The organism is Microbacterium sp. M4A5_1d (assembly GCF_053345465.1).
On record NZ_JBKFAD010000001.1, the window covers coordinates 266,591 to 292,626 of the forward strand.

A 26,036-nucleotide genomic window follows, 5' to 3' on the forward strand; every position below is an offset into this window, starting at 1 on the left:
GAGGATGACCGAAGCACAGCGCACCCCCACGCCGATCGACCGGATCGCCGATGCGTGGGTCGACACCCTGGCCGAGCTCTCACCCGGGCTCGCGACGTACATCGGCCGTTTCGAGCACAACGCACGACTCGACGACTACTCGCCTGCGGGCACGGCTCGCGCACTCGAGGCCGCACGCAGCACCCTCGCCGCCCTCGAGGCGGCCGAGCCCACGGACGACGTCGATGTCGTCACGAAGGCGGACCTCGCCGGTGACCTGCGGCTGAACATCGAGTTGGCCGAGGCGGGCGCTCACCTGCGCGACGTGAACGTGATCGCGTCGCCCGCGCAGGAGATCCGCAACACCTTCGACCTCATGCCCACGGCTACAGTCGACGACTGGAGCGTCATCGCCGACCGTCTCGGTGCGGTTCCGGCCGCGATCGACGGGTACATCGAGACGCTCCGCGAGGGCATCGCCCGCGGCGTCCTCCCGGCGCGCCGTCAGGTCTCCGAGGTCGCCACGCAGATCGGTCGCTACACGGCGGACACGGGTTTCTTCGCGACGTTCGCGGCAGATGCCGCGCCGACCGAGGGCAGCCTCCCCGCATCGTTGGCTCGTGAGCTGGCGGACAACGCGAACGCTGCCCGCGTCGCGTACGACGCTCTCGCCTCCTTCTTCACGGGTGAGCTCCTCCCCGAGGCGGGCGAGACCGACGCGGTCGGGCGCGAGCTGTACGCGCTGCACTCCCGCCGTTTCCTCGGCGCCACGATCGACCTCGACGAGACCTACGAGTGGGGCCTCCAGGAACTGGCCCGGATGGTCGCGGAGCAGGAATCGATCGCGAACGAGATCCTCCCCGGCGCCACGGTGGAAGAGGCGGTGGCGCACCTCGAGAAGGACGAGTCCCGGAAGCTCCACGGCACCGAGGCCCTGCAGAAGTGGATGCAGGAGACGAGCGACCGCGCCGTCGACGAGCTGGGTCGCACCCACTTCGACATCCCCGAGCCCATTCGCACGCTCGAGTGCATGATCGCCCCCACCAACGAGGGCGGGATCTATTACACCGGTCCGACCGACGACTTCTCGCGCCCCGGTCGCATGTGGTGGTCGGTGCCGGAGGGGGTCGACTCGTTCGACACCTGGCGTGAGCTGACGACGGTTTATCACGAGGGCGTTCCGGGCCATCACCTGCAGATCGCCCAGGCGGTGTACAACCGGTTCGAGCTGAACTCCTGGCGGCGGCTGCTCGCCGGGTCGAGCGGACACGCCGAGGGCTGGGCACTGTACGCGGAGCGCCTCATGGAGCAGCTGGGCTACCTCGATGACCCGGCGGACCGGCTGGGCATGCTCGACGGACAGCGCATGCGTGCCGCTCGCGTCGTGCTCGACATCGGCGTGCATCTGGGGAAGGAGCGCCCCGACGGAGAGGGCGTGTGGGACGCGGAGTACGCGCTCGAGTTCATGAAGCGCAACGTCAACATGCCCGAGGAGTTCATCCGCTTCGAGGTCAACCGCTACCTCGGCTGGCCGGGCCAGGCGCCGTCGTACAAGGTGGGTCAGCGGATCTGGGAGGAGATCCGCGATGACTACGCCGCGCGCGCGGGCGAGCAATTCGACGTGAAGGCCTTTCACATGAAGGCGCTGCGCCTGGGCGGTGTCGGACTCGACACGCTCCGCATGGCGCTCGCGCAGGGCTGAACACGACGACGGCGGGACGGGAATACTCTTCCCGTCCCGCCGTTGTATGCGGATGAATGAAAGGTGGCCCCATGACCGCGACATCCGTCCAGTTCGCCCTCGACACGTTCGGCGACGTCACCCGCGGCGCCGACGGCGAGCTGCTGTCCGACGCGCAGACGATCCGCAACGTCGTCGACCAGGCGGTGCTCGCCGATGAGGTCGGACTGAGCTTCTTCGGCGTCGGGGAGCACCACCGTCGCGAGTTCGCCGTGTCGAGCCCCGAGATCGTGCTGGCCGCTGCCGCGGCCCGCACGAAGGACATCCGCCTGGGCACCGCGGTCACCGTCCTCTCCAGCGATGACCCCGTGCGCGTCTACGAGCGCTTCGCAACCCTCGACGCCGTCTCGAACGGCCGGGCCGAGATCATCCTCGGACGCGGCTCGTTCACCGAGTCGTTCCCGCTGTTCGGGTTCGATCTCGCCGATTACGAGATCCTCTTCGAGGAGCGCCTCGACCTGTTCGGCCGGCTGCGGTCCGAGCAGCCGGTCACCTGGCAGGGCCGGACCCGACCGGCGCTGACGGACGCGGATGTCTTCCCGAAGACCGAGAACGGCCTCCGCGCGTGGGTGGGCGTCGGCGGCTCTCCCGAGTCGGTGCTGCGAACGGCCCACAATGGCTATGGCCTGATGCTGGCGATCATCGGCGGCGGCGCGGCACGGTTCCGCCCGTATGTCGATCTCTTCCACCGCACCCGCGATGCGATGGGTGCCGACCGGTTGCCGGTCGGGGTCCACTCGCCCGGCCATGTTGCCGACACCGACGAACAAGCGTGGGAGGAGCTCTTCCCGGCGATGAAGGTCAACCGCGACGCGATCGGCGCGGAGCGCGGGTGGCCGCCCTACTCGCGCCTGCAGTTCCAGCACGATCTCGGACCGGACGGTGCCGTGTACGCGGGGTCGCCCGAGACCGTCGCGCGCAAGCTCGCGCAGACGATCCGCACCCTGGAGCTCGACCGGTTCGATCTGAAGTTCTCGCACGGGACGCTCGCCCACGAGAGCATGATGCGCTCGATCGAGCTCTACGGCACGAAGGTCGCGCCTCTCGTGCGGGACATGCTCGCCGACGACTGAGTGAGTGGCGTCCGAGGGCGTCGCGGGTCAATAGCATGGTCGAATGACCGATACCGCGACGCCCTCGGTGGCGCGCCGCCTCGACGATCTGCCCTTCGGGCGTCGGCACCTGAGAATCCTCACCGGGTCCGGGCTGGGATGGGCCCTCGACGCGATGGATGTCGGGCTGATCTCTTTCATCATCACGGCGCTCATCGCGCAGTGGTCGCTCGACACCTCGCAGGCGTCGTGGATCGCGTCGGCCGGCTTCGCCGGCATGGCGATCGGTGCGAGCCTCGGCGGGCTGCTGGCAGACCGGTTCGGACGTCGCTCGGTGTTCGCGGTCACACTCCTCGTCTACGGAGTCGCAACCGGCGCGAGCGCTCTGGTCGGCGGACTCGCGATGCTGCTCGTCCTGCGCTTCGTCGTGGGACTCGGCCTCGGCGCCGAGCTGCCGGTCGCGAGCACGTATGTGAGCGAGTTCGCGCCCGCCCGCATTCGCGGCAGGGTCATCGTCATCCTCGAGGCCTTCTGGGCCGTCGGGTGGACCGCAGCCGCTCTGATCGGCTACTTCGTGATCCCACAGGTCGACGAGGGCTGGCGCTGGGCATTCGTCGTCGGCGCGATCCCCGCGGTGTACGCGCTGATCGTGCGCTGGGGGCTGCCCGAGTCGGCCCGATGGCTCGAACGCCGCGGCCGGCACGCCGAGGCCGAGGCGGTCGTCCGGAGCTTCGAGACGAACAGTGCGACCACGTCGCGCGACGTCGGCGCTGCCGTCGGAGCGGAAGCGATCGCGGCGCCGGCCGCCGTGTCGTCGACCGGCCGGCTCCGCGCGCTCTGGTCGCCCGAGTTCCGCGGCCGCACCGCGAGCCTGTGGCTGGTCTGGTTCTGCGTCAACTTCTCGTACTACGGCGCCTTCATCTGGATCCCGACGATCCTGTACACGCAGGGCTACGACCTCGTCCGATCGTTCGGGTTCACCCTGATCATCACTCTCGCTCAGCTGCCGGGCTATGCCGTGTCGGCCTGGCTGATCGAGGTCTGGGGCCGACGCCTGACCCTGTCGGTCTTCCTCATCGGCTCGGCGGCATCCGCCGTGGTGTTCGGGACGGCCGGCACCGAGACGGTCATCATCGCCGCGGGCATGGCGCTGTCGTTCTTCAACCTGGGCGCCTGGGGTGCGTTGTACGCGGTGACGCCGGAGATGTACCCGACGTCGCTGCGCGGCACCGGGGCCGGCTGGGCGGCCGGTGTCGGCCGCATCGCATCGATCCTCGCGCCCCTGTCGGTGCCGCCGCTCCTGTTGTGGGGCGGCGCTCCGGTGCTGTTCGTCGTGTTCGCCGTGTTCTTCGTCCTCGCCGCCGCCGGTGCGTGGGGACTCGTCGACCGCAGAGGAGAGTCGCTCGATGACCGCTGAGACAGAGGTTCGTTACGTCGCGATCGGCGATTCGTTCACCGAGGGCGTGGGGGACGAGCTGCCCGACGGCGCCGTGCGCGGCTGGGCCGACCTCGTCGCCGCCGGCTGGGCCGATGCGACGGGACGACCCGTGCAGTACGCCAACCTCGCAATCCGCGGCAAACTCGTCCGCCCGATCGTCGACGAACAGCTCGAAGCCGCCCTCGCCCTGCGCCCGACCCACCTGTCGTTCAATGGCGGTGGCAACGACATGCTGCGCCCGCGCACGTCGATCGCGCACATCGTCGACGCTTTCGTGCAGGTGCTGCGGCGGTGCGATGAGGAAGGCGTCCGCCTCATCCTGCTGTCGGGTGCGAACCCGTCCGCGCAGCTGCCGCTGGGCGGCCTGATCAACCGGCGGGGCGACGCGCTCTCGGACGCCGTCGTCGAGCGCATCTCAGGTCGCGACGACGTCGTCCGCGCCTTGAACTGGTACGACAGCGCATTGACCCATCCGTCCTACTGGTCGGCCGACCGACTCCACATGAACGCCCGCGGTCACCATCGGGTCGCCGCTCGGGTGCTCGGTTCCCTCGGCCTCGAGGCGCCGGGGGACTGGTGGTCGCTTCCCGTCGACGACCAGCCGCCGGTGCTCGCCCGAGGCGAGTACTTCCGAGAGCACCTCGCTCCCTGGGTGCGTCGCCGACTCACGGGGCGTTCATCGGGTGATAACCGGCAGCCCAAGTTCGGCTCGTGGATCGAGGTCGCGCCGCGCGCCTGACACGCCGCGAGAACGCGTGTCAAGCCGGTGCGTGGAACCACGCGCGCGCGTCAGTATCAGCGGGTCCGCACACCCGAAGGGAACTGACATGAGCATTGGTGCCGGAATCGCATTGTTCGTCATCGGCGCGATCCTCGCGTTCGCCGTGAACGTCGAGGTCGAGTGGGTGAACCTCGACCTCATCGGCTACATCCTGATGGGTGCGGGAGCCCTCATCTTCCTCATCGGCCTGGTCGTGATGGTGCGCCGCCGTCAGACCGAGACGGTCAGCCGTACCGCCGTCGACCCCGCCAGCGGCCAGCGAGTCACCCGCAACAGCACGAGCACCTCGGGCGACCCCATCCTCTGACGCAGCTGCTGTGAACGGCCGCGGTGGGCTCACGCCCGTCGCGGCCGTTTCGGCATGTCCATCCCGATGTGGATGCGGGTGCGCTTGCGTTCGATCGCGATGAACGCACCGCCGATGAGCCATAGCGGCACCTGGGTGAGGAAGGCGATGCGGAAGGCTTCGAGCGAGTACGTCGCCGGCGTTCCCGCACCCTGCAGGTCGAGCGCCAAGCCGATGCTGAACACGGCGATCAGGGCGGCGAGGAAGCCGCCGGCGTTCGTCAGTCCCGTCGCCGTGCTGAGGCGATGCGAGGGGTTGTGCGTCCGGGCGTGATCGAACGCGATCATCGACGCAGGACCCCCGGTCGCGAGGGCGACGGCGAGAGCCACGAGGAGCCACCCCGGCGCGGTGCCCGGCCAGAGGATCACCGCTGTCCATGCGATGAGCTGCACGGCGACCGCCGGCAGGACGAGGGCGCGTGAGCGGAGGTTGGGGATGCGGCGGGAAAGCTCACCCATGATGGGTCCGAGCGCCATCCCCGCGAAGACGTAGAGCGTCGTGATGAGGGTCGCTTCGGCCTGAGTCCGGCCCTCTCCTGCCGTGAGGAACGGGATGCCCCACAGCAGGATGAACGCCGTGCCGGCGAACGGCGTCGTGAAGTGAGACCAGAACGCCAGCCGGGTGCCGGGGTGCGCCCACGCGGCACGGATGCCGACGCCGGTGTCGACGCTCGAGGTGACCACCCGGATGGCGCCCGTGTCGGTGTTGACGCTGACGTCACGATCGACCTCCGGCGGGTGGTTGCGCACCAGCAGGAAGACGAGGACCGCGAAGAGGACGCCGAGGCCGGCCACGCTGCCGAAGGCGACCGACCAGCTGGTGGCGTGCAGGAGTGCTGAGAGGGGGATGACGGCGACGAGCTGGCCGGCCTGACCGAGTATGCCGGTCATCTGAACCATGAGCGGCCCGCGCTGCGCCGGGAACCAGGTCGCGACGAGTCGGAGGACCGCCGGGAAGATGGCGGCGTCGCCGGCTCCGAGGAGCATGCGCGCGACGATGGCGACGCCGACGCTGGGGGAGAGGGCCATCGTCAGCTGGCCCACCGCCATGAGGATCATGCCGATCGTCATGATGGGCCGGGAGCCGTAACGGTCGAGCAGGACGCCGATGGGTATCTGCATCCCGCCGTACACCGCGAGCTGGACGACAGCGAACATCGACAGCGTCGCGGCGTCCGCCTGGAAGCGTTCGGCTGCGTCCACGCCCACGGCCGCGAGCGACGTCCGATTCGTGATGGACAGGACGTACGCGGCGACGCCGGTTCCCCAGACGAGCCATGCCCGGAGCCCCGGGCCGCTCGTCCGAGCCGCGACGCTCATCGGGTGACCCGTCCGAGCGGGCAGAGCGTCGGAGAGGTCACCCCTCTACGCTACTCCGCTGTCGGACGCCAGCTGCGCGCGCCTTGGTGTCCGCCGTCTCCGTCCTCTGAGATGATGCGGAGCATGAGTGCTCCGGTGGCCCCGCGATGACCGCGCTGACCGCGCTCGAGACCGATGCGACGATCGTCGTCGAGCACGTCGCGCGTCGCGAACGGCCGGTCGACGGCGAGACGATCGCGCGCCTTCGCGGCGAGTTCCCGCGGTTGCACCGTCTGTTCCGAGCTCTCTACGGCGAGCGTCCCGACGGGCTCGAGTCGCTCCTGCACCTCGTCGACGTGGCGCTGGATGCCCGGGGAGAGCGCACCGCCGAGCTCAAGCAGCTCGACCGCCTGCGCGCCGCGGACCCCGCGTGGTTCGAGTCCGAGAGGATGCTGGGCGGCGTCTGCTACGTCGATCGCTTCGCGGGTGACCTCGACGGCGTCCGCCGGATGATTCCGTACTTCCGCGAGCTCGGACTGACCTACCTGCACCTGATGCCCCTCTTCGACAGGCCCGACGGCGACAACGACGGTGGCTACGCGGTGTCGGACTACCGCACGGTCGATCCGGCCCTCGGGACGATGGCCGATCTGCGTGCGCTCGCGAGCGAGTTGCGTGAGGCGGGCATCTCGCTGGTCCTCGACTTCATCTTCAACCACACCTCGAACGAGCATGAGTGGGCGAAGCGCGCCCTCGCCGGCGACCCGGTGTACGAGGACTTCTACCTGATCTTCCCCGACCGCGAGCTCCCGGATGCGTACGAGCGGACGACGCGCGAGATCTTCCCGGACGACCACCCGGGCTCGTTCGTGCCGCTTCCCGATGGCCGGTGGATCTGGGCCACCTTCTACCGGTTCCAGTGGGATCTCAACTACGCCAACCCCGACGTGTTCACAGCCATGGCGGGGGAGATGCTGTTCCTCGCGAACCAGGGTGTCGAGATCCTGCGGATGGATGCCGTCGCCTTCATCTGGAAACGCCTCGGAACGGCCTGCGAGTCGCTGCCCGAGGCGCACCTGCTGCTCCAGGCGTTCAACGCCGTGCTGCGCATCGCGGCGCCGGCGGTGCTGTTCAAGTCCGAGGCGATCGTGCATCCCGACGAAGTGCAGGACTACATCTCGCCCGATGAGTGCCAGCTCTCCTACAACCCGCTGCAGATGGCCCTGACCTGGGAGGCGCTGGCGACCCGTGACGCGCGCATGCTTCAGCTCGCGCTGGACGAGCGTCACGCGTTGCCGCCCGGGACGGCGTGGGTCAACTACGTCCGCAGTCACGACGACATCGGCTGGACGTTCGCCGACGAGGATGCCGCGCGCTTCGGCATCGACGGCGGTCCGCACCGCCGGTTCCTCAACGACTTCTACATCGGTCGCTTCGACGGCTCGTTCTCGCGCGGCTACCCGTTCCAGGAGAATCCGCGCACCGGTGACGCCCGGATCGCGGGCACCACGGCCTCGCTGGCCGGGATTGCCGCGGGCGATGCCGGGGGCGAAGACCGGGTCGTGCTCGCGCATGCGCTGGCGATGTCGACGGGCGGCATCCCGCTGCTCTATCTCGGTGACGAGGTCGCCCAGCTCAACGACGACACGTTCCAGGACGACCCCGAACGTCGGGGAGACAGCCGGTGGGCGCACCGGCCCCTGCGATCGACCGCGCGATACGCGCAGCGCCTCGATAAGTCGACCGTCGCCGGCCGGGTGTTCACGAGGCTCCGGGGTCTGATCGAGGTGCGCGCAGCGACGCCGGAGTTCGCCGGCAACGAGCTCGTCCCGTTCCACACGCCTCACGACGCGGTCGTGGGGTTCATGCGTCCGGCGGCGGATGGCGGCGGGGGAGCGGTCCTCGTCCTCGCCAATGTCGGCGATGCGACGGCGGCCATCCGCCCTGAGACCACGAGCGGGCTCGAGGATTCTGCGATGGATCTCGTGAGGGGGGTGCCGATCGAGCTCGGGCGTGGCGTGGTGCTGCCCGCGCACGGATTCGTCTGGTTGCGCGTGCGCCGACGCTGAACGGGTCAAACCATCACAGGACGTCCTCGAGGATGAGGTCGCGCAGCGTGCTGCGGCGCAGATCGTGCGCGGTGACGACGGTGCCGTCTCCGAGGTTGCTGCGGCCGCTGAGATGCTCCGCGACACGGCGCGCCGCGATGGGGCGGTCCTGCTCGTCGTCCAGCACGACGCCGATGGCCGTGAGATCGCGACCCAACGAGTTGCTCGAGTGGACGCTCGCACGATCGATGAGCTCGCTCGCGAAGACGCGGCCCTCGCTCAACCGCCCGGCAGCGTGCACCACCGCGACGAGGACGCGGGGCGACACGCGGCTCAACTCGTGCTCGAGCAGCGCGTCGAGCTCTGCGATGCACGCCGGGAGCGCGTCGGACGACGCGGGGAGTGACACGCCGATCGTGAGTGCATCGGGCCGGTGATCGGGCGTCGCGACCTGCGTCAGTGCGTCGATGATGTCGGCATCCAAGCCAGCGATGTGCATGGCCGTCTCCCTTCGTCGCGCTCCATTCGAGCGAGGATGACCGATTACTGTACCAGCTGGACGGTACGAATGCAGGTCGGCGCGACGAGGTTCATCCGGAGGTGGTGAGAATGCGACCCGGGCCGAGGGGAATCAGGGGAGAGCGGTAGGAGAGGCCGGTGTCCGCGGGATGCAGCACGACTCGAGCCTCGCCGAACCGCCACAAGCGATTGAAGAGGAAGACGGTGATCTCCACGGCCTCGTCGGCGGGCACGAGCCAGGTGCCGACGCCCCATTGCGCGGGCTGTCCGCGGCCGTCGATCACGATGGTCGGGCGCACGCCGGGAATCAGGTGGAGCACGGGTCGGCGGAGATCCAGCGTGACGCGTCGTCCCGGTATCGCGGCATCGTGGGTCATGCCTGCATCGCTTCGTCGAGACGCGTCGGTGTCTTCATTTCACAACCGTATCGGGACGATGGTGCGGCACTCGAGACGGAAGCGGCGGTTCGCGGGTGCTCGATCTCGAGCCGATGGGGAAGATGCGCACCGACGAGCTCACACCTGAACTGACATAATGTGCATTATCGGATCAAAGGGCAGAAGCCACTGAGGCCCTGCGGGAACGGGCCGACGGCATCCCGCCACTGACGGCAAGTGCACCGAGAACCGTCGCAATGATCGTGACCACCGTCAAGACAGCCGTGACGAGCGTGCGTCCGGAACCAGACGCGTAGAACGCACTCAGCGCGACGGCCGTGATCGCGCCGCCCATGACCAGGACGGGTGCGAGACCGCGCAGCCGGCGCTGCGGACGGGTCAGGACGGCCGCGGCCTGCCCATGACGGTGACGCGCCGCCGTGACGATCAGCGCGGCAATCGTGTACCAGAACCCCACGACGAGGCTCGCCGTGACGACATCGCTCGGTCGATGCCATCCGGCGGCGATCACACCCATGCCGGCGACGGCGGCCCAGGTGACCAGAACCGGTGCGAGGACGAACTTCATCCGGTTCGGTGCCGCGAACAATGCGGCGCACGCCGCGGCGATCGCGATGGTGGCATGGCCGGACGGCAGTGAGTTGCCATATGCGCCCCAGCCGCTCGCCAGATCCGGGCGTGCGATGACCTCGTGCTTCAGCACCTGTGTCACGACACTCGACCCGACGAAGATCACGGATGCCGCCGCAGCCTCGGCGAAGCGCCGCCGCACGAGGGCGGCGGTGATGCCGACGAGCATCGTCACGGCGGCGACCACGATGATGTAGTTCGCGCTGACGTGCTGAGCCGCGCGAAGGACGGGATTTCCGGACGCTGTCGTGGCGACCATGGCGGCCTGATCCGCGTACTGGCCGGACGCCGTGAACACGCACACCAGGATCGTCACCGCTATCGCCGCCAGCTGAACGCCCGCCAGCTGCAGGTAACGCACGTTGCGCCTCATCCGATCACCTCGCTCTCGCCGTCGTTCCACCGTACGAAGTGGCGGCTGTGAGCCGGGTCAACGCGCCCACTCCCCTAGGCTCGGAGGGTGCAGGTCGTGACCGGATTCGTCGTCGTCGGGGTCGCGATCATCGTCGGATACGTCATCGGCCGGATCGATCTGCTCGGGCCGCACGGCCGCCCGGTGCTCGCGCGACTGATCTTCTTCGTCCTGTCGCCCTTCCTGATGTTCGTCGTGCTCTCGCAGGCCGACGTCTCGACGCTGTTCTCAGCTCTGTTGCCGGTCTCCGCCATTGCCGCGGTGTCGATGTTCGTCGTCTACGCGCTGATCGCTCGACTCGTGTGGCGTCGTTCGGTCGGTGAGACCCTCATCGGGATGCTGTCGGCCGGGCAGGTGAACTCCAACAACATCGGGATCCCGCTCTCGCTCTACCTCCTGGGTTCAGCCGCACTGCCGGCGCCGGTCATCCTGATGCAGCTCATCGTGTTCACCCCGATCACGATGGCGATCCTCGAGGCTGTCACGACCGGACAGCGGCGGCCGCTCCCGATCCTCAAACGGACCATCGGCAACCCGATCGTCATCGCCTCGGTCGCGGGCGTGATCGTCTCGGTCTCGGGCTTGGAACTGCCCGCTCTCGTGCTCGACCCGCTCCAGCTCATCGCCGACGCGTGCGTGCCGGTTCTCCTCATCGCCTATGGGATGTCGCTGCACGGCCAGCGCGTGCTCTCGGCATCCGGCCGTCGGCGAGACATCCTGCTGGCGGCAGGTCTGAAACTGATCGCCATGCCGCTCGTGGCGTGGGCGGTGGCCGCTCTCGTCTTCGACCTCTCCCCCGCGGACATCCTGGCCGTCACCGTGCTCGCGGCGCTTCCGACCGCGCAGAACGTCTTCAACTTTGCGCAGCGCTACGACATCGGCGAGACCATCTCGCGAGACACGGTCTTCTTGACCACCCTCGGGTGCGTCCCCGTCCTGCTGGGTGCCACTCTCATCCTCGGCTGATCGGCCCGGCACCGTCCGGGGCGCATCCGGGGCTCTGACGCCCGCCCGCCCGGTGCACTAGCGTGTGCCGTGTCGGGGGTGCTCGGCTCCCGCGAAGGAGGTTCCGTCATGGCAACTGCAGAGGACATCGCCGGAAGATTCGTCAGATCGCTGCGGACGTCGTTCATCGTCAGCGGCATCCTGATGCTGATCCTCGGCCTGCTCATCCTCATCTGGCCCGGCCGCACGGCGCAGGTCCTCACCGGCATCATCGCCGCCTACGCGATCATCGCGGGCATCGTCTACGCCGCCCTCGGGATCCTCTCGCGGACCAAGCGCGGCTGGGCGCGGGTCGGGCACGTCGCGCTCGGCCTCTTCTTCGTGATCGTCGGCATCGTGGCATTCGCCAACCTCGCCGCCTTCACCGTGTCGTTCGCTGTGTTCCTCGGCGTGCTGGTGGGCATCATGTGGATCGTCGAGGGCGCCGTCTCGCTGTCGGTCGTGAGCGAGTCGTCGTCGCGAGGGTGGACGATCGCGTTCGCGATCCTCTCGATCATCGCCGGCGTCATGCTGCTGTTCACACCGCTGTGGGGCGTGTTGGTGCTCTGGTGGCTGCTCGGCATCTCGGCCGTGGCCCTCGGCATCGTCAACATCATCCGGGGGCTCTCGTTCCGGCCCTGACCGGGACGGTCGTCACGCCGGGAGGCGGCGTCCCCACCACTCCAGGAGGGCCTCGAACCGTTCCACGCGGTGACGGGGCCGCCCCGAACGGGTGAGCTCGTGGTCCTCGCCGGGGAACACGAGGAGCTCCGCCTCCGTGCCCTGGCGGCGCAATGCCGTGTAGTAGCGGGTGGCCTGTTCCAGGGGGCACCGGAAATCGAGCTCCGAATGGATCACCAGGGTCGGCGTGGTGACGTCCTTCACGACGGCCATCGGGCTCTGCGCTCGGATCGCGGCCGCCTCGGTGCCGACGTACTCGTCACCGAAGAACGAGCCGATGTCACTCGTTCCCTGGAACGTCTCGGGATCGAAGAAGCCGCGCTCGACGACAGCGGCCGCGAACCGGTGGTCGTGCGCGATCGTCCACGCCGTCAGGTAGCCGCCGTACGACCCGCCCAGGATTCCGACGCGGCCGCCGTCGAGTCGCGCATCCGACGCCACGGCTCCGTCGAGGAAGGCGAGGACGTCACTCAGATCGTCGGTTCCCATACGGCCCCGGATGCTGCGGCCGTGGGCGCGCCCGTATCCAGCGCTGCCCCGGGGATTGCAATAGACGACGGCGTAGCCCGCCCCGACCAGGACCTGCGTCTCGTCGAAGAGGTGCACGCCGTAGGACGCGTACGGACCGCCATGAATCTGCAGCAGGACGGGGAAGGGTCCCTCGCCCTCGGGTGTCGCGACCCAACCGTGTACGGGGTAGCCGTCGGGTGCGTTCACCTCGAGCTCGCGCGGGAGGACGAATCCGGCGCGGCTGGCGGCATCTCCGAATGACGTCAGCAACCGCGCCTCGATGCCTTCGCCGTCGAGGAGGAGAAGCTCGCCGGCCGACCGATTGGTGGCTACGGCGCAGACGATGCGCTCGCCTGCGGCATCGGCGGCGTGGCCGACGACCTCCATGCCGCGACGGAGGCGCGTGGCCGCGCCGTCGCGCGAGACCCGCAGCAGGTGCACTTCGCCGCGCGTACGGTTCTGCACCAGGAAGTCATCGCCGATCGGCGTGATGTGCGAGCCCAGTTCGCCGAGGTCGATCGTCTCGGGATCGGTGAGCCGACGGGGCTCGCCACCCTCGAGCACCCAGAGCGCGACGCCGGGCGCGACGAAGTCGGTGCCGTCCGGGCCCGGGTCGGAGGCCAGGAACGCGATGGTGCCGTCGGAGGCGACGGTGACGTCGACGATCGACAGGGTCGCGGGAACGACGACCCGCTCCCCTGTTCCGTCGATATCGATCGCGATCACCGGGGAGCGAAGGTCCCGACGCTCGTGCTCGATCCCGTCCGTCGTCGTAAGGATCTCCGAGCCGTCGGCGGTGAACACGACCCCGTCGTGCGAGAGCGCACCGGAGGTGAGCTGACGTGCGTGCTCCGGAACCTTCCGCGGGGCGTCCGAGGAGCCGGAATCCGGTGCCGGGGCGGGAGTGTACGTCGGCTCGGAATGGAGGTCTGGTGCGGCGACGACGAAGACCTGAGCGGGGCGGTCCGCGATGTACCCGAGACCGTTCGCATGCCAGCGGATGCCGGTGATCCGCCGAGCGGATTCCGCGTCGGGAGACAGCCCGTCGACGGTGCCGTAACGCCCGCGTTCAGGTATGCGTGCGGTGAAGGCGAGGAGCTCGCCCGTGGGCGACCAGGCGAAGGACCCGACACCGAGGGGTGCGTCCGTCACCTGAATCGCTTCCGAGCCGGATGCCGCGATCACGTGGATCTGCGGCTTGCCGTCAGCGTCTCCGCGGAGGAAGGCGACGTGTCGGCTGTCGGGCGAGAGCCTCGGAGAGGCGTCCGCGACACCGCGCGTGAGTCGGTGCGGCTGGCCCGACGGCAGGTCGACGCGCCAGAGCTGCCCCACGTTCCGATCGGCGGCGATGTCGGGGCGAGATGTCGCGAACACGGCGAAGGAACCGTCGGCAGCGACCGTCGGACGCCCGACAGCGATCAGCGCCTCGATGTCGGTGGGGCGCATGGTCACTCGCCGCCGAAGGACGAGATGTCTCCGACGAGGCGCGTGTTGTCAGCGGGAATCGGTTCGACGGCGGCGAGGGCGATCTCGGCGGCGAACTCCGAGACGTTGTAGAGCTTTCCGGCCGACTCGCGGCGCGTCTCGATGGCGCCCGGGTTCGCCCGCTCCAGCAGCGTCGCGGTGATGGTGCCCTCGATCATGTCTCCCGACACGACGACGAATCCGATGCCCCGTTCGGTCAGCTCGCCCACGCGCTCGCGGAGAGCGTCCTCGCCCGCCCGCTTCGACAGGGCGACCGCCTCGTACTCGGGCATCGTCGGCGTCGTGCGGATGAAGTGCGCCTGGTGGCTCGTCACGAACACGACACGCGACCCGTCTTCGAGCAGCGGCAGCGCCGCATCGAGGGTGCCGAGCTGCGCGTCACGGTTCAAGGTGAGGGCGTAGTCCTCGGCCATGCCGCCCTCCATGCCGCCTGATGCATTGAGCACGAGGATGTCGAGGCGGCCGAAGGTCTCGCGGACGGCGGCGAACATCTCGTCGACGGAGGCGCGGTCGGTCAGATCAGCGCCGACCACGAGGACCTCGACGCCGAGCTCTCGCAGCTCCGCGGCCAGCTTCTCGGCGCGGGGAGCCTTGTTGCGGAAGTTGATGACGACGTTCGCGCCCGCCTGTGCCAGGTAGCGCGCGGTGTCCGCGCCGATTCCGCGCGACGATCCGGTCACCAGTGCCGTGCGACCCGTGAGGGTTCCGGCGGGAAGGGGCTGAGTCATGTGGCGCTCCTGCGGGGAAGAAAGGCTCTCGGCACGGCGGACCGCCGGCACCGCACGAGCCTATCAACCGGCCCGGATCGAACCCCCGACTGATAGGTTCGGATGAGGGACGAAGGAGCGCCGATGTTGCCCGATCTCACGCAATACCTGTGGATAGCGTGGCTCGTGCTGGCCCTGATCTTCGTGATCGTCGAACTGCTCACCCTCGAGTTCACCTTCCTCATGCTCGCGGGCGGCACGCTCGTCGGCGGACTGGGAACGAATCTTCTCGGCGCCCCGTGGTGGCTGCAGGTCGCGGCGGCCGCTGCCGTCTCGGCCCTGCTCCTTTTCACGATCCGACCGCTCCTCCTGCGCGCTCTCCACCGCAGCAGTCAGCACATCCCGACCAATGTCGACGCTCTCGCAGGCCTCGGCGCGCGCGTCCTCGTCCCGTTCGTCGACGGCGCCGGTTCGGTCAAGCTCGACAACGGTGAGACGTGGACCGCTCGTCTCGTGGGCGAGCCGGGCGAGGCCCCCGTCGGTTCCCGTCTCGTCGTCCGCGCCGTGCGGGGCGCCACCGTGGAGGTCGGTTCCCCCTCCCAATCCCCCGACCCGAAGGAGAACACCCATGGTTGATGTCGGCGCTTTCGTCGGTCAGATCTTCGTGATCGTGCTTCTCGTGGTTCTGGCGATCTTCGTGATCGTCGTGCTCTTCCGAGCCATCCGCATCATCCCGCAGGCCTATGCGGGAGTCGTGGAACGGCTGGGCCGATACCAGCGCACCCTCTCCCCCGGGCTCAACCTGCTCGTGCCGTTCATCGACCGGGTGCTGCCGCTCGTCGACATGCGCGAGCAGGTGGTGTCGTTTCCGCCGCAACCCGTGATCACCGAAGACAACCTCGTCGTCTCGATCGACACCGTGGTCTACTTCCAGGTGACCGACGCGCGGGCCGCCACCTACGAGATCAACAACTATCTGGGTGCCGTGGAGCAGCTCACGACCACGACGCTTCGAAACGTCGTCGGCGGCCTCAATCTGGAAGAAGCGCTGACGAGCCGCGACAACATCAACGGTCAGCTGCGCATCGTGCTCGACGAGGCGACCGGCAAGTGGGGCATCCGCGTCTCGCGCGTCGAGCTCAAGGCGATCGACCCGCCCACCTCGATCCAGGACTCGATGGAGAAGCAGATGCGCGCCGAGCGCGATCGTCGTGCCGCCATCCTCACCGCCGAGGGGTCGAAGCAATCGCAGATCCTGGAGGCGGAGGGCCGCCGTCAAGCGGAGATCCTGAAGGCCGAGGGCGACAAGCAGGCACAGATTCTGCGGGCCGAGGGCGAGTCGGCTGCGATCCAGTCGGTGTTCCAGGCCATCCACGACGGGAACCCCGACGACAAGCTGCTGGCCTATCAGTACCTGCAGACCCTTCCGAAGATCAGCGACAGCGCGTCGAGCAAGCTCTGGATCATCCCGAGCGAGTTCACGGAGGCTCTCAAGAGCATGAGCGCCGGATTCGCGGGTCGTCGGGACGACCGCCCGGCGGCACCGGCGGACCGTCCTGCGCCTCCCGCGCCGTGACGCACCCGTACTTCGGCTCGGAGCGTCCTCGGGTTCTCGCGCACCGCGGTTTCGTGCCGGCGGATTCTGAGGGCATCGTCGAGAACACCTTCGCGGCCTTTGCTGCGGCACATGCGCTCGGCGTGCGGTACGTCGAGTCGGACTGCCATCTGAGCGCGGACGGGACGGTGATCCTGTTCCACGACTCCGACCTCTCGCGGGTCGCCGGAGATCCGCGCCCAATCGCGGATGTCGCAGACCGCGAGCTCGAGAATCTCATGGCCGACCGCGGCGGGCTGGTGACGCTCGCACAAGCCCTCGACGCGTTTCCCACGCTGTTCTTCAACCTCGACGTCAAAGCCGAATCGGCTGCAGAGACGGTCGGGCGCCTGGTGGCGCCGCATGCGGATCGGGTGCTGCTCACCAGCTTCTCCGACCGCACACGCGAACGCGCACTCCGCGCCGCCCACGCAGCCGGGGGACGCCCCGCGACGTCGGCAGGCACGATCCGGATCGCGGCTCTCGTCGCAGCCGTCGCGTCATGTGTGCCATGGTTGATAGGTCGTGCGTTGCGCGGCATCGACGCGGTGCAGGTTCCCGAGCGTCGGGGGCCCATCCGCATCGTCTCCCCCCGAATGATCCGCGCGGTCCACCGTGCGGGTGTCGAGATGCACGTCTGGACGGTCAACGACGCGGACGGCATGAGACGCCTGCTCGCGGCCGGCGTCGACGGTATCGTCACGGACCGAGCCGACCGCGCGATGACCATCGTGGCGGAAGAGCGCTGAATACCCCGACACGCTGAACATCGGCTGTGAAACCCCGAAGACCATCCCTTCTTCGGATGATGCACACAGCCGCGCACGTTACAACTGATAGCCGACGAGAGGACCACACAATGGCAGACCGCAGCTTGCGCGGCATCCGACTCGGCGCCTCGAGCCTACAGAGCGAAGAGGGCGTCGTCTTCCACGACCGGGTCAACCACACGTACGTGTGTTCGCGCTGTGCGCACGAGACCGTCATGACGTTCGCCGCCGACGCGGAGGCGCCCGAGACCTGGGAGTGCCGCGCGTGCGGCGCCGAGGCTCTCCTGCGCGTAGGCGAGGGCGTCGTCGAGGTCGATCACTCGGGCGACAAGGCCGCCCGAACCCACTGGGACATGCTGCTCGAACGCCGCACGATCCCCGAGCTCGAGGAACTGCTCGAGGAGCGTCTGGCCATGCTCCGCGAGCGCCGCGGCTCCCGCTTGAGCGCCTGAGCCTCCAGCTCCGCGCGAATGCCGTCGGTCCTTCGGGACCGGCGGCATTCTCATGTCGCGGACGTGCTGCGTGAGCGTCGTCGCGCGACCGCGACGGCGACGCCGCAAGCGAGGAGAGCCAAGAGGCTTCCCCAGCCGAGGATGACCTGCACAGCGCCGCCGACGATGACGGCGGGCGTGAGTCCGGTGCGCAGCGGCACCTCGGTGATCATCGCACCGGCCTCCGCCGCCGGCAGGCCGTCGATCTCCGTGCCGTCGGGCGCGATGACCTGGCTCGTGCCGACGGTCGAGATGTTCACGACCGCTCGGCCGGTCTCGATGGCGCGCATGCGCGCGAACGCGAGCTGCTGGAGATTCTCGTCCGTGTCGCGGAAATCGGCGTTGTTGGTCTGGAAGACATAGAGCTGCGCACCGTCACGTGCACCCGTCCAGATCACGTCGTCGTAGAGCACGTCGAAGCAGATCGCGAGCCCGACGCCGATGCCGGAGACGTCCATGAAGGGCGGGTTCGTTCCCGGTGTGTACTCGCGCTGGATGAGACCGATGAGGTCTGGGACGATCAGCTCGAAGAACCACCGGTCGGGGACGTACTCGCCCATGGGAACCGGGCGTGACTTGTCGTGGATCGCGACGGGATTGTCGGCGCCAGCCCGCCAGAGCATCGACGTGTTGTAGATGTCGTCGCCGCGCTGCGTGGCTGCGTTGACGAGCAACGGCGCGTCGATGCGCTCCGACAGCCGATCGAGCGTGTCGGCGACGGACGCATTCGACAGCGGGTTCGCATCGATGCCGCCCTCCGGCCAGACGAGAAGGTCCATGGGCTCGTCGATGATCGGCTGTGTGGCCGCGAGCTGCGAGCGCAGGACGTCGTAGGGCTCGCGAGAATCGAAGTATCCCGTGGGGCCGTCGCCCTGGACGGAACCGACGCGGTACGTCCCGGCATCCGTCGTCGGGAAAGCGGGCAGCGCCACGAGCGCGACGGCGACGACGGCCGCCGGGAGCGCCGTGCGGAGGTCGCGCATCCTGCCCAGGCGCAGCCACTCGATGACCGCCGCTGTGACGAACACCATGAGGAATGTCAGGCCCGCCACCCCGGTCCAGGACGCGACGTGCGCGAGCGGGCTCTCGGACTGACTCATGCCGACGCGGCCCCAGGGGAAGCCGGTGTAGGGCCATGACCCCATGAAGAGCTCGCGCGCTGTCCACAGTCCCGCGACCAGGGCGGGGAGGGCGATCAGTCGTGCTCCCTGGCCCGGCAGCAGACGCGGGACCCAGCGGTACGCAAGAGCGATGGGGATCGAGCCGACCGCGAAGAAGAGCGTCTCGATGCCGGCGAGTCCGAACCACGGGATGGGCCCGAGATAACGGGTGATCCACGAGATGTGGATGAAGTAGAAGGACGCTCCGAAGACGGCCCCGACCGCGAGCGCACCCCACGCCGAGCGCCCGATCAGACCGGCGAGAGCGAACGCGACACCGGCGAACGCCAGCGGCCACCACCCGATGTCGGGGAATGCGGCGTCCAGAACCGCACCGCCGACGACGGCGCCGACCAGTGCCAGCCACAGCGGTATCAGAGGCCGCACCGCGGCCGGAGACGAGTCGGGCACGTGTTCGAGCCTAGACGCCGGAGTATGCGACGATGCCGCGCCGGACGGCATCCAGCGCGGCACGCGCTGTCCGCGCCAGATCGGCGTCGGCGACGAGCGAGAGCTGATCGAGGAGATCGATCGTCTGCTTCGCCCAGCGCACGAAGTCGCCGGCGGCCATGTCGGCCTCGAGCAGGACGCGATCGAGCATCATGCCGCGTGCCCACGAATGCATGGCCTTCGCGAGGCCCGTGGCCACCGGCTCGGTGCCGGGCAGGCGGTGGTCCTGTTCGAGGTCGTCGAGGACCGCCCACAGCTCTTGCGTCTCGGCCAGTGCCGTTCGGAAGGCGCCTCGCGGAAGCCCGTACTCGCCCGGACCGTCGCTCTCGCGGCGCGGCTCGTAGACAAGACTGCACGCGAGGGCCGCCAGACCGGCGGGATCGAGCTCGCGCCACAGGCCCCGGCGAAGCGCCTCGGCCACGAGGAGGTCGCGTTCACCGTAGATCCGACGCATCGTGGCGCCCGCCTCGGTCAGCGCGGTGGTGCCGTCGCTGTCGACCGAGACGTAGTCGAGGGCGGTCAGGACGTCGACGACTCGATCGAACACCCGCGCCACGGTGCCGGTGCGCGTGTCGATCTGCTGCCGCAGCTTCTGCACGTCGCGGCGCAGCCGCCAGTAGCGCTCGGCCCACCGGGCATGGTGCTCCCGGTCCGGGCAGTCGTGGCAGGGGTGCCGCTGCATCCGCTTGCGAAGGCCGGCCAGCTCGTCCTGACGGCGCTGACGGATGCGTGCCGGTGCGGTGCGGTCGTTGCGATTGAGTTTCTCGAGGTCGCTCAGCTCGCGACGGATGCCGGAGTACTCCGCGAAATCCCCCCGCTCGCACGTCATGGAGCGGGCGTAGCCGTCGAGCGTCTGCTCCTTCTCCTTGACCTGGCGCGCGAGGCCGACGACGGACCGGTCGGCCTGGAACTGGGCGAACGACGACTCGAGGATCTCACGTGCGCGGTCGCGACCGAAGCGGTCGATGAGGTTCACGGCCATGTTGTACGTGGGGCGGAAGCTGGAGTTCAGCGGGTACGTGCGCCGCGACGCCAGCGCGGCGACCGACTGCGGGTCGAGACCGTCGCTCCATTGGATGACCGCGTGCCCTTCGACATCGATGCCCCGGCGACCGGCGCGCCCGGTCAGCTGGGTGTACTCCCCCGAAGTGATCGCCACGCGTGCTTCGCCGTTGAACTTCTCGAGCTTCTCGAGGACGACGGTGCGTGCGGGCATGTTGATGCCCAGCGCCAGCGTCTCCGTCGCGAAGACCGCCTTGACGAGCTTGCGCTGGAAGAGCTCCTCGACGACCTCCTTGAACGCCGGCAGCAGTCCGGCGTGGTGGGCCGCGACGCCGCGCTCGAGGTTGTCGCGCCACTCCCAGAACCCCAGCACTGCCAGGTCTTCCTGCGCGAGCGCGCGGGTGCGGCGATCCACGATGACGCGGATCTCATCCCGTTCCTCGGGTGTCGTGAGCCGGATACCCGACCTGCGCACCTGTTGGACCGCTCCGTCGCACCCTGCGCGGCTGAAGATGAAGAAGATCGCGGGCAGCAGATTGGCCCGGCCCAGGAGTTCGACGACAGCCGGTCGGTCGAGGCGTTCGAGGCGCTGCGCGGCCGCGGGGCGTCCCGACCCCTGTCCGCCACGGTGCTTGCGATGAGCCTCGCGGCCCCCCGCACCGCGGTAACCGTGCGAGCGCCGGTTGCTGTCGTATCGCTGGCCCTGGGGCGAGCGCAGGCGGGTCAGCTCCTGGTTGACCTGCGCAGTCGCCACACCCGCCCGGTCGTCGAACAGCGGCAGCAGATCGCCGCGGACCAGAACGTGCTGTTCGAGAGGAACGGGACGGATCTCGGAGACCACGACGGCGGTATCGCCTCGCACGGTGTCGAGCCAGTCGCCGAACTCCTCCGCGTTCGAGACCGTCGCCGAGAGCGCCACCATCCGCACCGAGCGGTGGAGATGGATGATGACCTCCTCCCACACGGCGCCTCGGAACCGATCGGCCAGGTAGTGGACCTCGTCCATCACGACGTAGCGGAGGCCACGCAAGGCCGGCGAGTCGGCGTAGAGCATGTTCCGCAGCACCTCGGTGGTCATGACCACGATGCGTGCGTTGCCGTTGATGTTCGTGTCGCCGGTGAGCAGGCCGACCTCATCCTCGCCGTACACGTCGACCAGCTCGCGGAACTTCTGGTTCGACAGGGCCTTCATGGGCGTCGTGTAGAACGCCTTCGTGTCGGGCTCGAGCATGGCCAGGTGCATCGCGAACTCGCCCACGATCGTCTTGCCGGCTCCCGTGGGCGCGGCGACGAGGACGCTCCGCCCGTCCTCGAGGGCGTGACATCCGGCGATCTGGAACGGGTCGAGATCGAATCGCTGCATGTCGGCGAACGCCGCGGTCAGCGGGTGGGCCCGGGCCGACTGCGCGGCGAGGAACCGCTCCGCGGGGCTGGACGCGCTCACGGAAGGGGATCAGTCATCGGGGGCGGGCCGGGGACAGTGAGCTCGGGCGCGCGACGCGACCGGCGCAGGTCGAGGAGAAGTGAGAGCGCCGCGGCCGCGAAATAGAGCACCGTCAGGATCGCCGCCAGCATCAGCATGCTCACGATGTCGGCGGCGGGGGTTGCCAGGCCCGAGAAGACGACGGCGATGAGGATGGCGACGCGCCATCCCTTGAGGATCGCCTTCCCGCTCATGATGCCGGCGAAGTTCAGCGCGACGAGGAACACGGGAATGATGAACGCGACCCCGACGACGAGCAGGAGCTTGAAGACGAAGTCGTAGTAGTACTTGCCCTCGTAGAAGTTCGCCGACGCCTCCGGCGAGAACGTCGCCATGATCTCGACGATGTGCGGCATGACGAGCCAGCCGGTGTAGACACCGGCGAAGAAGAGGGGAACCGCGGCCGAGACGAATCCGACCGTGTACCGGATCTCTTTCCGGGTCAGTCCGGGCATGAGGAATGCCCAGATCTGCCAGAGCCAGATGGGAGCAGAGAGGATGATGCCGACCGAGAACGAGATGCGCAGGCGCATGTCGAACGGTCCGGTGATCGTCGAGTACATGAGCTTCACCGCTTCGGTGTCGCCTCGCTGCTCCGCGACGACGCGGATCGGCTCGGTCATCGCCCAGATGATCCAGTCGGTGAGGAAGAACGACACCACCATCGAGACCACCAGGGCGAGCGCCGAGATGATGAGGCGTCGCCGCAGCTCGATGAGGTGCTGCCCGAGGGACATGCGCTTGTCGCGCCGGGGCGCACCGTCCGCCCCTGAGCGCGTGCGCTCAGCCGTCACCACGCGGCGCTACGGTGTGGGAGCTGCGGGACCGCTCTTCGGGTCCGCAGGCTTCTCGACGGGCGCGACGTCAGCGGTCGTCGAGGCGGCGGTGCCGGCCGTGGCATCGTCTTCCTTCATGGCCTTCATCTCGCCCTTGAAGATGCGGGCGGACTGTCCCATGCTCTTCGCCAGCGCCGGCAGCTTCGCAGCGCCGAAAAGCAGCAGAATGACGATGAGTAGGATCCACAGGTGCGGGCCTGCGAACAGATTGCTCATTGAGTCTCCCCATCGATCGTTTCGCACAGTCTAACCCGCGCACCCGGCGGGAAGCCCGTCTCAGGCGTACTGATCGAGACCGGCTCGGGCCCAATCGCGGGCGGCACGCCGGGCCTCGGCCGGTGCGAGGACCTCGATGCTCCCCCCGCTGCGGGCGACCAGTCGTTTGAGCGAACGGGGGTCGGCGACCCGGATCATCGCCGTCTGCGATCCGCCCTCGTCGCGCACCTCTGCGTTCGTCAGGAATTCGCCCACGATCGTCGCCGCATGATGCGGGTAGCGGATCTCGGCGAGGATCTCGTCGTCGCCCGGCTCGAACAGCTCGGGCACCGGCTCCGTCGAGTGAAGGGCCGGGATCTCGGTGAGCGCCGGGTCGGTCACGCGATCGAGGTGGAAAGTGCGCATCGCGCGACGTGTGTGGCACCATCCCTGCAGGTACCAGCGGCCGGCGGAGATCGTCACCTTCACCGGGTCGACGGTGCGCGTCGTCGGCGCGCCGTCCGGTGCTGTGTAGGTGAACGCCAGGGCGACGCGCTCGCGCAGCGCTCGCGCCACCGTCTCGCGAACGTCATCGACCGGCGCCGGGGCGACGATGACGTCGGCGGGAGTCTGGCCCGCCCCGCGCGCGAGCTTGGCGAGGAGCCCCTGGACGATACCGCTGTCGCCGACACCCGGGACGGATGCCGCCAGCTGCAGACCCGCGAGCAGCGCTGCGGCCTCGCGCGCGGTGAGCCGCGGCGATCGCTGCAACCCCACGGTGTTGGTGATGACGATGCGGTCCTCGCGGTCGAGGAGGTCCCAGTCGATGTCGAAGAGGTCGTTGGCCATCTGCCAGAAGCCGCCCTCGCCGGGAAGCCCGATCACGGTGAGCTTCTCGACCATCGAGCGCATCTGCTGCGGCTCGACGTCGAAATCGCGCGCTGCGTCGGCCACGGTCACCTCTCCTTGGGCGATGAGGTACGGAACGAGCTGCATGATCAGGGCCGCGCGGTCGGTTGCGACGATGGGCTGGGCACTCACGACGTCACCGCCGATCGGTCAAGGGCACCGCGGAGGCGCTGCACGACCGCGTCGCGCAGATCGGCCGGCGCGTGCACCATCACCTCCGGTCCGTAGGAGGCGAGCTCGTCGGCGAGCACCTCGAGATCCACAAAGGGGATGCGCAGCCGTCGTCCGCTCGAGGCCTCGGCGAGAGAGCGTCGGCGCAGCCGCAGCTCAGCCTCCGTGCCGGGGACGACGGTGACGTCGGCGCTCTGACGGCGGGCGACGTCGCGCAGTCCCGACAAGGCGCGTTCTCCGGCGCCGGCACGAAGCGCGGCGTCGAAATTCTGCCGAGTCACGACGACGTCCGCGACGATGCGCGACAGCAGGAACGTCCGCTCGGCATCGACACCGGCATCCCACCCGAACAGGTGCCAGCGTGCCTCGAACTCGACGAGCGCGAGAGGCCGCACACGTCGTCGTCGCGGCCGATCGGACCCCGGGCGCAGATAGTCGAACTCCACCTCGCGAGCCTGCTCGATGGCGCGCTGCAACGGCAGGAAAGACGAGTCGTGAAGATCGAGTCGCGGGGCGAAGCCGATGATCGGCTCATCGACCTCGATCCCGAGGGAGCGGATCTTCCGCAGTCCCGACCGAGCGCCCGCCGAGAGCGTCTGCTCGCCCCACACTCCCCCGGCCAGCGTCAGCACAGCGAGCTCGGCTGGGGTGAAGCTGATGTCTGCGGGCAGCTCGTACTCCGTCGGCGGGATCCGGTAGCGCGCTTCGCGTAGGTCGTCGGGGTCGGCATAGTCGCCGATCGTCTCGATCGGGACGCCCAAACCGCGCAGGTTCTCCTTGTCGCGTTCGAACATCTTCTCGAGCGCTTCGCGTCGGGCGCCCGCTTCTGCCTGCTCTCGATAACCGGAGACCGAACCCAGGATGGTGTCTTTCGTCACGCCCTGCTCGGTCGCCATGAGGGCGACGACGAGATTGACCAGGCGTTCCTCGGGCGGAACGCGAGTGGGCGAGACGGACACGCCTTCGATTCTAGGCGTGGCCGTCGTCCCCCCGACTCAGGACGCGGCGTCGAGGCCGAGGATGTCGACGACGAACACGAGCGTCGAATCGGCGGGGATGCCGCCCTGGGCCGTGTCGCCGTAACCCTGGTCGGGCGGGATCACCACGAGGATCTGCGAGCCGACGGTCTGGCCTCGGAGCGCTTCGGCGAACCCGGGGATCGTCTTGTCGAGCTCCATCGGCTGCGCGCCCTGACCCCACGTGCTGTCGAAGACCTTCTTGTCGGCCCACGTCACGCCGGTGTAGTGCACGCGCACCGGCACATCGCCGGTGACCTCTTCACCGTCGCCCTTCTTCAGCACCTCGATCGCGAGGTCGCTGGGCGGGTCGTTGTCGGGGATGACGATGCCGGGGCGTCCGTCAGGAGCGACCACGACCGAGGGCATGCCGGCCCGATCGTTGAACTGCTCGGCACCGTCAGCGGCGGCGAGATACACCTTCTGCAGATCGAGGACGACGACCGTCGTGGCGTCTTCCGCCATGCCGAACCGTGCACGAGTGTCGGCCGTCACCTCGTCCGGGCCGAGCGCCATCACGACGCGCGAGCCTTCGGTCGCGCAGTGCAGGGCGTCGACGAGGCCCGGGAATGTGGCATCCCAGCTGTCGAGCGGGTAAACCTCCGACAGCTCGCCGGTGTATCCGGATGCCGCGATCGGCGCACCCGATGACCCGTCGAGGACCGTGAGGTCGAAGACGACGTCTTGTGCGTCGCTCGTCACCGCACGACCGTCTCCCGTCACGGTGTCGCGTGCTGCGAGACCGTCGACGTGGACCGGCGCCGAGAGGGCGACGGTGGGCTTCGTGCCGACGGGGCTGTCGCTGACGTCGACGAGATCGAGGGCCGAGGACTCGGACACGTCCCGCGTGCACGACGCTGAGCCCGAGGACGGCGTGGCACAGGCCGTCAGGGCGAGCACGGTCAGAGAGAGAGCGCCGGCGGCGGCGATGATCCTACGCACCGCAGCAG

At 68.8% G+C, this 26,036-nt stretch carries 25 protein-coding genes; 12 read left to right on the plus strand and 13 right to left on the minus strand.

Features of this window, described 5'->3' with window-relative positions; all coding sequences use genetic code 11:
- Nucleotides 1–4: 4 nt before the first annotated feature.
- The 5 genes from ACLBWJ_RS01175 (at nt 5) to ACLBWJ_RS01195 (ending at nt 5,298) form a co-directional block, all read left to right on the plus strand.
- Nucleotides 5–1,681, plus strand: a complete 1,677-nt coding sequence (locus tag ACLBWJ_RS01175) for a DUF885 domain-containing protein (RefSeq protein ID WP_447659596.1) — start codon at nt 5–7, stop codon at nt 1,679–1,681.
- Nucleotides 1,682–1,752: 71 nt separating this feature from the next.
- Nucleotides 1,753–2,793 (plus strand): LLM class flavin-dependent oxidoreductase, encoded by a 1,041-nt coding sequence (locus ACLBWJ_RS01180; RefSeq protein WP_354450589.1) that lies wholly within the window; start codon nt 1,753–1,755, stop codon nt 2,791–2,793.
- A gap of 43 nt (nt 2,794–2,836) precedes the next feature.
- Complete coding sequence (locus ACLBWJ_RS01185; protein WP_274177908.1) at nt 2,837–4,189, plus strand: MFS transporter; 1,353 nt, start codon at nt 2,837–2,839, stop codon at nt 4,187–4,189.
- Nucleotides 4,179–4,949: an SGNH/GDSL hydrolase family protein gene (locus ACLBWJ_RS01190; RefSeq protein ID WP_447659597.1), complete on the plus strand. Its 771-nt coding sequence runs from the start codon at nt 4,179–4,181 to the stop codon at nt 4,947–4,949. Before ACLBWJ_RS01185 ends, ACLBWJ_RS01190 begins: the two co-directional genes overlap by 11 nt.
- 88 nt (nt 4,950–5,037) lie before the next feature.
- Nucleotides 5,038–5,298, plus strand: a complete 261-nt coding sequence (locus tag ACLBWJ_RS01195) for a DUF6458 family protein (RefSeq protein WP_274177906.1) — start codon at nt 5,038–5,040, stop codon at nt 5,296–5,298.
- 29 nt (nt 5,299–5,327) lie between these two features.
- Here ACLBWJ_RS01195 and ACLBWJ_RS01200 read toward each other — a convergent pair whose 3' ends face one another.
- A complete protein-coding gene (locus tag ACLBWJ_RS01200) occupies nt 5,328–6,656 on the minus strand; it encodes an MFS transporter (RefSeq protein ID WP_274177905.1) in 1,329 nt (442 codons plus the stop codon).
- A gap of 146 nt (nt 6,657–6,802) precedes the next feature.
- Between ACLBWJ_RS01200 and ACLBWJ_RS01205 the strand changes: the two genes are divergently transcribed.
- Complete coding sequence (locus ACLBWJ_RS01205) at nt 6,803–8,704, plus strand: alpha-amylase family protein (RefSeq protein WP_447659598.1); 1,902 nt, start codon at nt 6,803–6,805, stop codon at nt 8,702–8,704.
- 13 nt (nt 8,705–8,717) lie between these two features.
- On the opposite strand, the gene ACLBWJ_RS01210 is transcribed toward ACLBWJ_RS01205, so the two are convergent.
- The 3 genes from ACLBWJ_RS01210 to ACLBWJ_RS01220 all read right to left on the minus strand — a co-directional run bounded on the left by ACLBWJ_RS01210 (nt 8,718) and on the right by ACLBWJ_RS01220 (nt 10,603).
- Complete coding sequence (locus tag ACLBWJ_RS01210) at nt 8,718–9,182, minus strand: hypothetical protein (protein ID WP_274177903.1); 465 nt, start codon at nt 9,180–9,182, stop codon at nt 8,718–8,720.
- A gap of 91 nt (nt 9,183–9,273) precedes the next feature.
- Nucleotides 9,274–9,579, minus strand: a complete 306-nt coding sequence (locus ACLBWJ_RS01215; RefSeq protein WP_274177902.1) for a hypothetical protein — start codon at nt 9,577–9,579, stop codon at nt 9,274–9,276.
- 172 nt (nt 9,580–9,751) lie between these two features.
- Nucleotides 9,752–10,603, minus strand: a complete 852-nt coding sequence (locus ACLBWJ_RS01220; RefSeq protein WP_282500982.1) for a phosphatase PAP2 family protein — start codon at nt 10,601–10,603, stop codon at nt 9,752–9,754.
- 87 nt (nt 10,604–10,690) lie between these two features.
- Between ACLBWJ_RS01220 and ACLBWJ_RS01225 the strand changes: the two genes are divergently transcribed.
- The gene (locus tag ACLBWJ_RS01225; protein ID WP_274177900.1) at nt 10,691–11,608 is read left to right on the plus strand and encodes an AEC family transporter; all 918 of its coding nucleotides are present in this window, start codon (nt 10,691–10,693) and stop codon (nt 11,606–11,608) included.
- A gap of 108 nt (nt 11,609–11,716) precedes the next feature.
- A complete protein-coding gene (locus ACLBWJ_RS01230) occupies nt 11,717–12,268 on the plus strand; it encodes an HdeD family acid-resistance protein (RefSeq protein WP_274177899.1) in 552 nt (183 codons plus the stop codon).
- A gap of 12 nt (nt 12,269–12,280) precedes the next feature.
- Here ACLBWJ_RS01230 and ACLBWJ_RS01235 read toward each other — a convergent pair whose 3' ends face one another.
- Together ACLBWJ_RS01235 and ACLBWJ_RS01240 are read right to left on the minus strand one after the other, a co-directional pair.
- A complete protein-coding gene (locus ACLBWJ_RS01235) occupies nt 12,281–14,263 on the minus strand; it encodes a S9 family peptidase (protein WP_447659599.1) in 1,983 nt (660 codons plus the stop codon).
- Between the two features lie 2 nt (nt 14,264–14,265).
- Complete coding sequence (locus ACLBWJ_RS01240; protein ID WP_112614802.1) at nt 14,266–15,030, minus strand: SDR family oxidoreductase; 765 nt, start codon at nt 15,028–15,030, stop codon at nt 14,266–14,268.
- Between the two features lie 123 nt (nt 15,031–15,153).
- Between ACLBWJ_RS01240 and ACLBWJ_RS01245 the strand changes: the two genes are divergently transcribed.
- The 4 genes from ACLBWJ_RS01245 to ACLBWJ_RS01260 all read left to right on the plus strand — a co-directional run bounded on the left by ACLBWJ_RS01245 (nt 15,154) and on the right by ACLBWJ_RS01260 (nt 17,825).
- The gene (locus ACLBWJ_RS01245; RefSeq protein WP_269266204.1) at nt 15,154–15,645 is read left to right on the plus strand and encodes an NfeD family protein; all 492 of its coding nucleotides are present in this window, start codon (nt 15,154–15,156) and stop codon (nt 15,643–15,645) included.
- Entirely contained in the window at nt 15,638–16,585 is a 948-nt protein-coding gene (locus ACLBWJ_RS01250; protein ID WP_114589502.1) for an SPFH domain-containing protein, read from the plus strand. Before ACLBWJ_RS01245 ends, ACLBWJ_RS01250 begins: the two co-directional genes overlap by 8 nt.
- Nucleotides 16,582–17,352 (plus strand): glycerophosphodiester phosphodiesterase family protein, encoded by a 771-nt coding sequence (locus tag ACLBWJ_RS01255; RefSeq protein WP_282500978.1) that lies wholly within the window; start codon nt 16,582–16,584, stop codon nt 17,350–17,352. Before ACLBWJ_RS01250 ends, ACLBWJ_RS01255 begins: the two co-directional genes overlap by 4 nt.
- Before the next feature lie 110 nt (nt 17,353–17,462).
- Nucleotides 17,463–17,825, plus strand: coding sequence for an RNA polymerase-binding protein RbpA (locus tag ACLBWJ_RS01260; protein ID WP_112614794.1), 363 nt, complete (start codon nt 17,463–17,465; stop codon nt 17,823–17,825).
- Nucleotides 17,826–17,875: 50 nt separating this feature from the next.
- On the opposite strand, the gene lnt is transcribed toward ACLBWJ_RS01260, so the two are convergent.
- The 7 genes from lnt to ACLBWJ_RS01295 all read right to left on the minus strand — a co-directional run bounded on the left by lnt (nt 17,876) and on the right by ACLBWJ_RS01295 (nt 26,028).
- Nucleotides 17,876–19,486, minus strand: a complete 1,611-nt coding sequence (gene lnt, locus ACLBWJ_RS01265; RefSeq protein WP_447660075.1) for an apolipoprotein N-acyltransferase — start codon at nt 19,484–19,486, stop codon at nt 17,876–17,878.
- Nucleotides 19,446–21,920, minus strand: a complete 2,475-nt coding sequence (locus ACLBWJ_RS01270; RefSeq protein WP_447659600.1) for a DEAD/DEAH box helicase — start codon at nt 21,918–21,920, stop codon at nt 19,446–19,448. The genes lnt and ACLBWJ_RS01270 overlap by 41 nt, the downstream gene beginning before the upstream one ends.
- On the minus strand, nt 21,917–22,696 hold the full coding sequence (gene tatC / locus ACLBWJ_RS01275) for a twin-arginine translocase subunit TatC (RefSeq protein ID WP_447660077.1): 780 nt from the start codon (nt 22,694–22,696) through the stop codon (nt 21,917–21,919). The genes ACLBWJ_RS01270 and tatC overlap by 4 nt, the downstream gene beginning before the upstream one ends.
- A gap of 66 nt (nt 22,697–22,762) precedes the next feature.
- Entirely contained in the window at nt 22,763–23,011 is a 249-nt protein-coding gene (locus ACLBWJ_RS01280; RefSeq protein WP_181574133.1) for a twin-arginine translocase TatA/TatE family subunit, read from the minus strand.
- A 60-nt stretch (nt 23,012–23,071) separates the two neighbouring features.
- On the minus strand, nt 23,072–24,031 hold the full coding sequence (locus tag ACLBWJ_RS01285; RefSeq protein WP_112614792.1) for a helix-turn-helix transcriptional regulator: 960 nt from the start codon (nt 24,029–24,031) through the stop codon (nt 23,072–23,074).
- The gene (locus ACLBWJ_RS01290) at nt 24,028–24,966 is read right to left on the minus strand and encodes a helix-turn-helix transcriptional regulator (RefSeq protein ID WP_447660078.1); all 939 of its coding nucleotides are present in this window, start codon (nt 24,964–24,966) and stop codon (nt 24,028–24,030) included. The genes ACLBWJ_RS01285 and ACLBWJ_RS01290 overlap by 4 nt, the downstream gene beginning before the upstream one ends.
- 99 nt (nt 24,967–25,065) lie before the next feature.
- Nucleotides 25,066–26,028, minus strand: coding sequence for an FKBP-type peptidyl-prolyl cis-trans isomerase (locus tag ACLBWJ_RS01295; RefSeq protein WP_112614790.1), 963 nt, complete (start codon nt 26,026–26,028; stop codon nt 25,066–25,068).
- Nucleotides 26,029–26,036 lie beyond the last annotated feature (8 nt).

What these genes read in the sequence shown, in the direction of transcription:
- ACLBWJ_RS01175 (WP_447659596.1), top strand. Translation starts at nt 5, where the DNA reads ATGACCGAAGCACAGCGCACCCCCACGCCGATCGACCGGATCGCCGAT.
- ACLBWJ_RS01180 (WP_354450589.1), top strand. Translation starts at nt 1,753, where the DNA reads ATGACCGCGACATCCGTCCAGTTCGCCCTCGACACGTTCGGCGACGTC.
- ACLBWJ_RS01185 (WP_274177908.1), top strand. Translation starts at nt 2,837, where the DNA reads ATGACCGATACCGCGACGCCCTCGGTGGCGCGCCGCCTCGACGATCTG.
- ACLBWJ_RS01190 (WP_447659597.1), top strand. Translation starts at nt 4,179, where the DNA reads ATGACCGCTGAGACAGAGGTTCGTTACGTCGCGATCGGCGATTCGTTC.
- ACLBWJ_RS01195 (WP_274177906.1), top strand. Translation starts at nt 5,038, where the DNA reads ATGAGCATTGGTGCCGGAATCGCATTGTTCGTCATCGGCGCGATCCTC.
- ACLBWJ_RS01200 (WP_274177905.1), bottom strand. Translation starts at nt 6,656, where the DNA reads ATGAGCGTCGCGGCTCGGACGAGCGGCCCGGGGCTCCGGGCATGGCTC.
- ACLBWJ_RS01205 (WP_447659598.1), top strand. Translation starts at nt 6,803, where the DNA reads ATGACCGCGCTGACCGCGCTCGAGACCGATGCGACGATCGTCGTCGAG.
- ACLBWJ_RS01210 (WP_274177903.1), bottom strand. Translation starts at nt 9,182, where the DNA reads ATGCACATCGCTGGCTTGGATGCCGACATCATCGACGCACTGACGCAG.
- ACLBWJ_RS01215 (WP_274177902.1), bottom strand. Translation starts at nt 9,579, where the DNA reads ATGACCCACGATGCCGCGATACCGGGACGACGCGTCACGCTGGATCTC.
- ACLBWJ_RS01220 (WP_282500982.1), bottom strand. Translation starts at nt 10,603, where the DNA reads ATGAGGCGCAACGTGCGTTACCTGCAGCTGGCGGGCGTTCAGCTGGCG.
- ACLBWJ_RS01230 (WP_274177899.1), top strand. Translation starts at nt 11,717, where the DNA reads ATGGCAACTGCAGAGGACATCGCCGGAAGATTCGTCAGATCGCTGCGG.
- ACLBWJ_RS01235 (WP_447659599.1), bottom strand. Translation starts at nt 14,263, where the DNA reads ATGCGCCCCACCGACATCGAGGCGCTGATCGCTGTCGGGCGTCCGACG.
- ACLBWJ_RS01240 (WP_112614802.1), bottom strand. Translation starts at nt 15,030, where the DNA reads ATGACTCAGCCCCTTCCCGCCGGAACCCTCACGGGTCGCACGGCACTG.
- ACLBWJ_RS01245 (WP_269266204.1), top strand. Translation starts at nt 15,154, where the DNA reads ATGTTGCCCGATCTCACGCAATACCTGTGGATAGCGTGGCTCGTGCTG.
- ACLBWJ_RS01250 (WP_114589502.1), top strand. Translation starts at nt 15,638, where the DNA reads ATGGTTGATGTCGGCGCTTTCGTCGGTCAGATCTTCGTGATCGTGCTT.
- ACLBWJ_RS01260 (WP_112614794.1), top strand. Translation starts at nt 17,463, where the DNA reads ATGGCAGACCGCAGCTTGCGCGGCATCCGACTCGGCGCCTCGAGCCTA.
- lnt (WP_447660075.1), bottom strand. Translation starts at nt 19,486, where the DNA reads ATGCCGTCCGGCGCGGCATCGTCGCATACTCCGGCGTCTAGGCTCGAA.
- tatC (WP_447660077.1), bottom strand. Translation starts at nt 22,696, where the DNA reads ATGTCCCTCGGGCAGCACCTCATCGAGCTGCGGCGACGCCTCATCATC.
- ACLBWJ_RS01280 (WP_181574133.1), bottom strand. Translation starts at nt 23,011, where the DNA reads ATGAGCAATCTGTTCGCAGGCCCGCACCTGTGGATCCTACTCATCGTC.
- ACLBWJ_RS01290 (WP_447660078.1), bottom strand. Translation starts at nt 24,966, where the DNA reads ATGGCGACCGAGCAGGGCGTGACGAAAGACACCATCCTGGGTTCGGTC.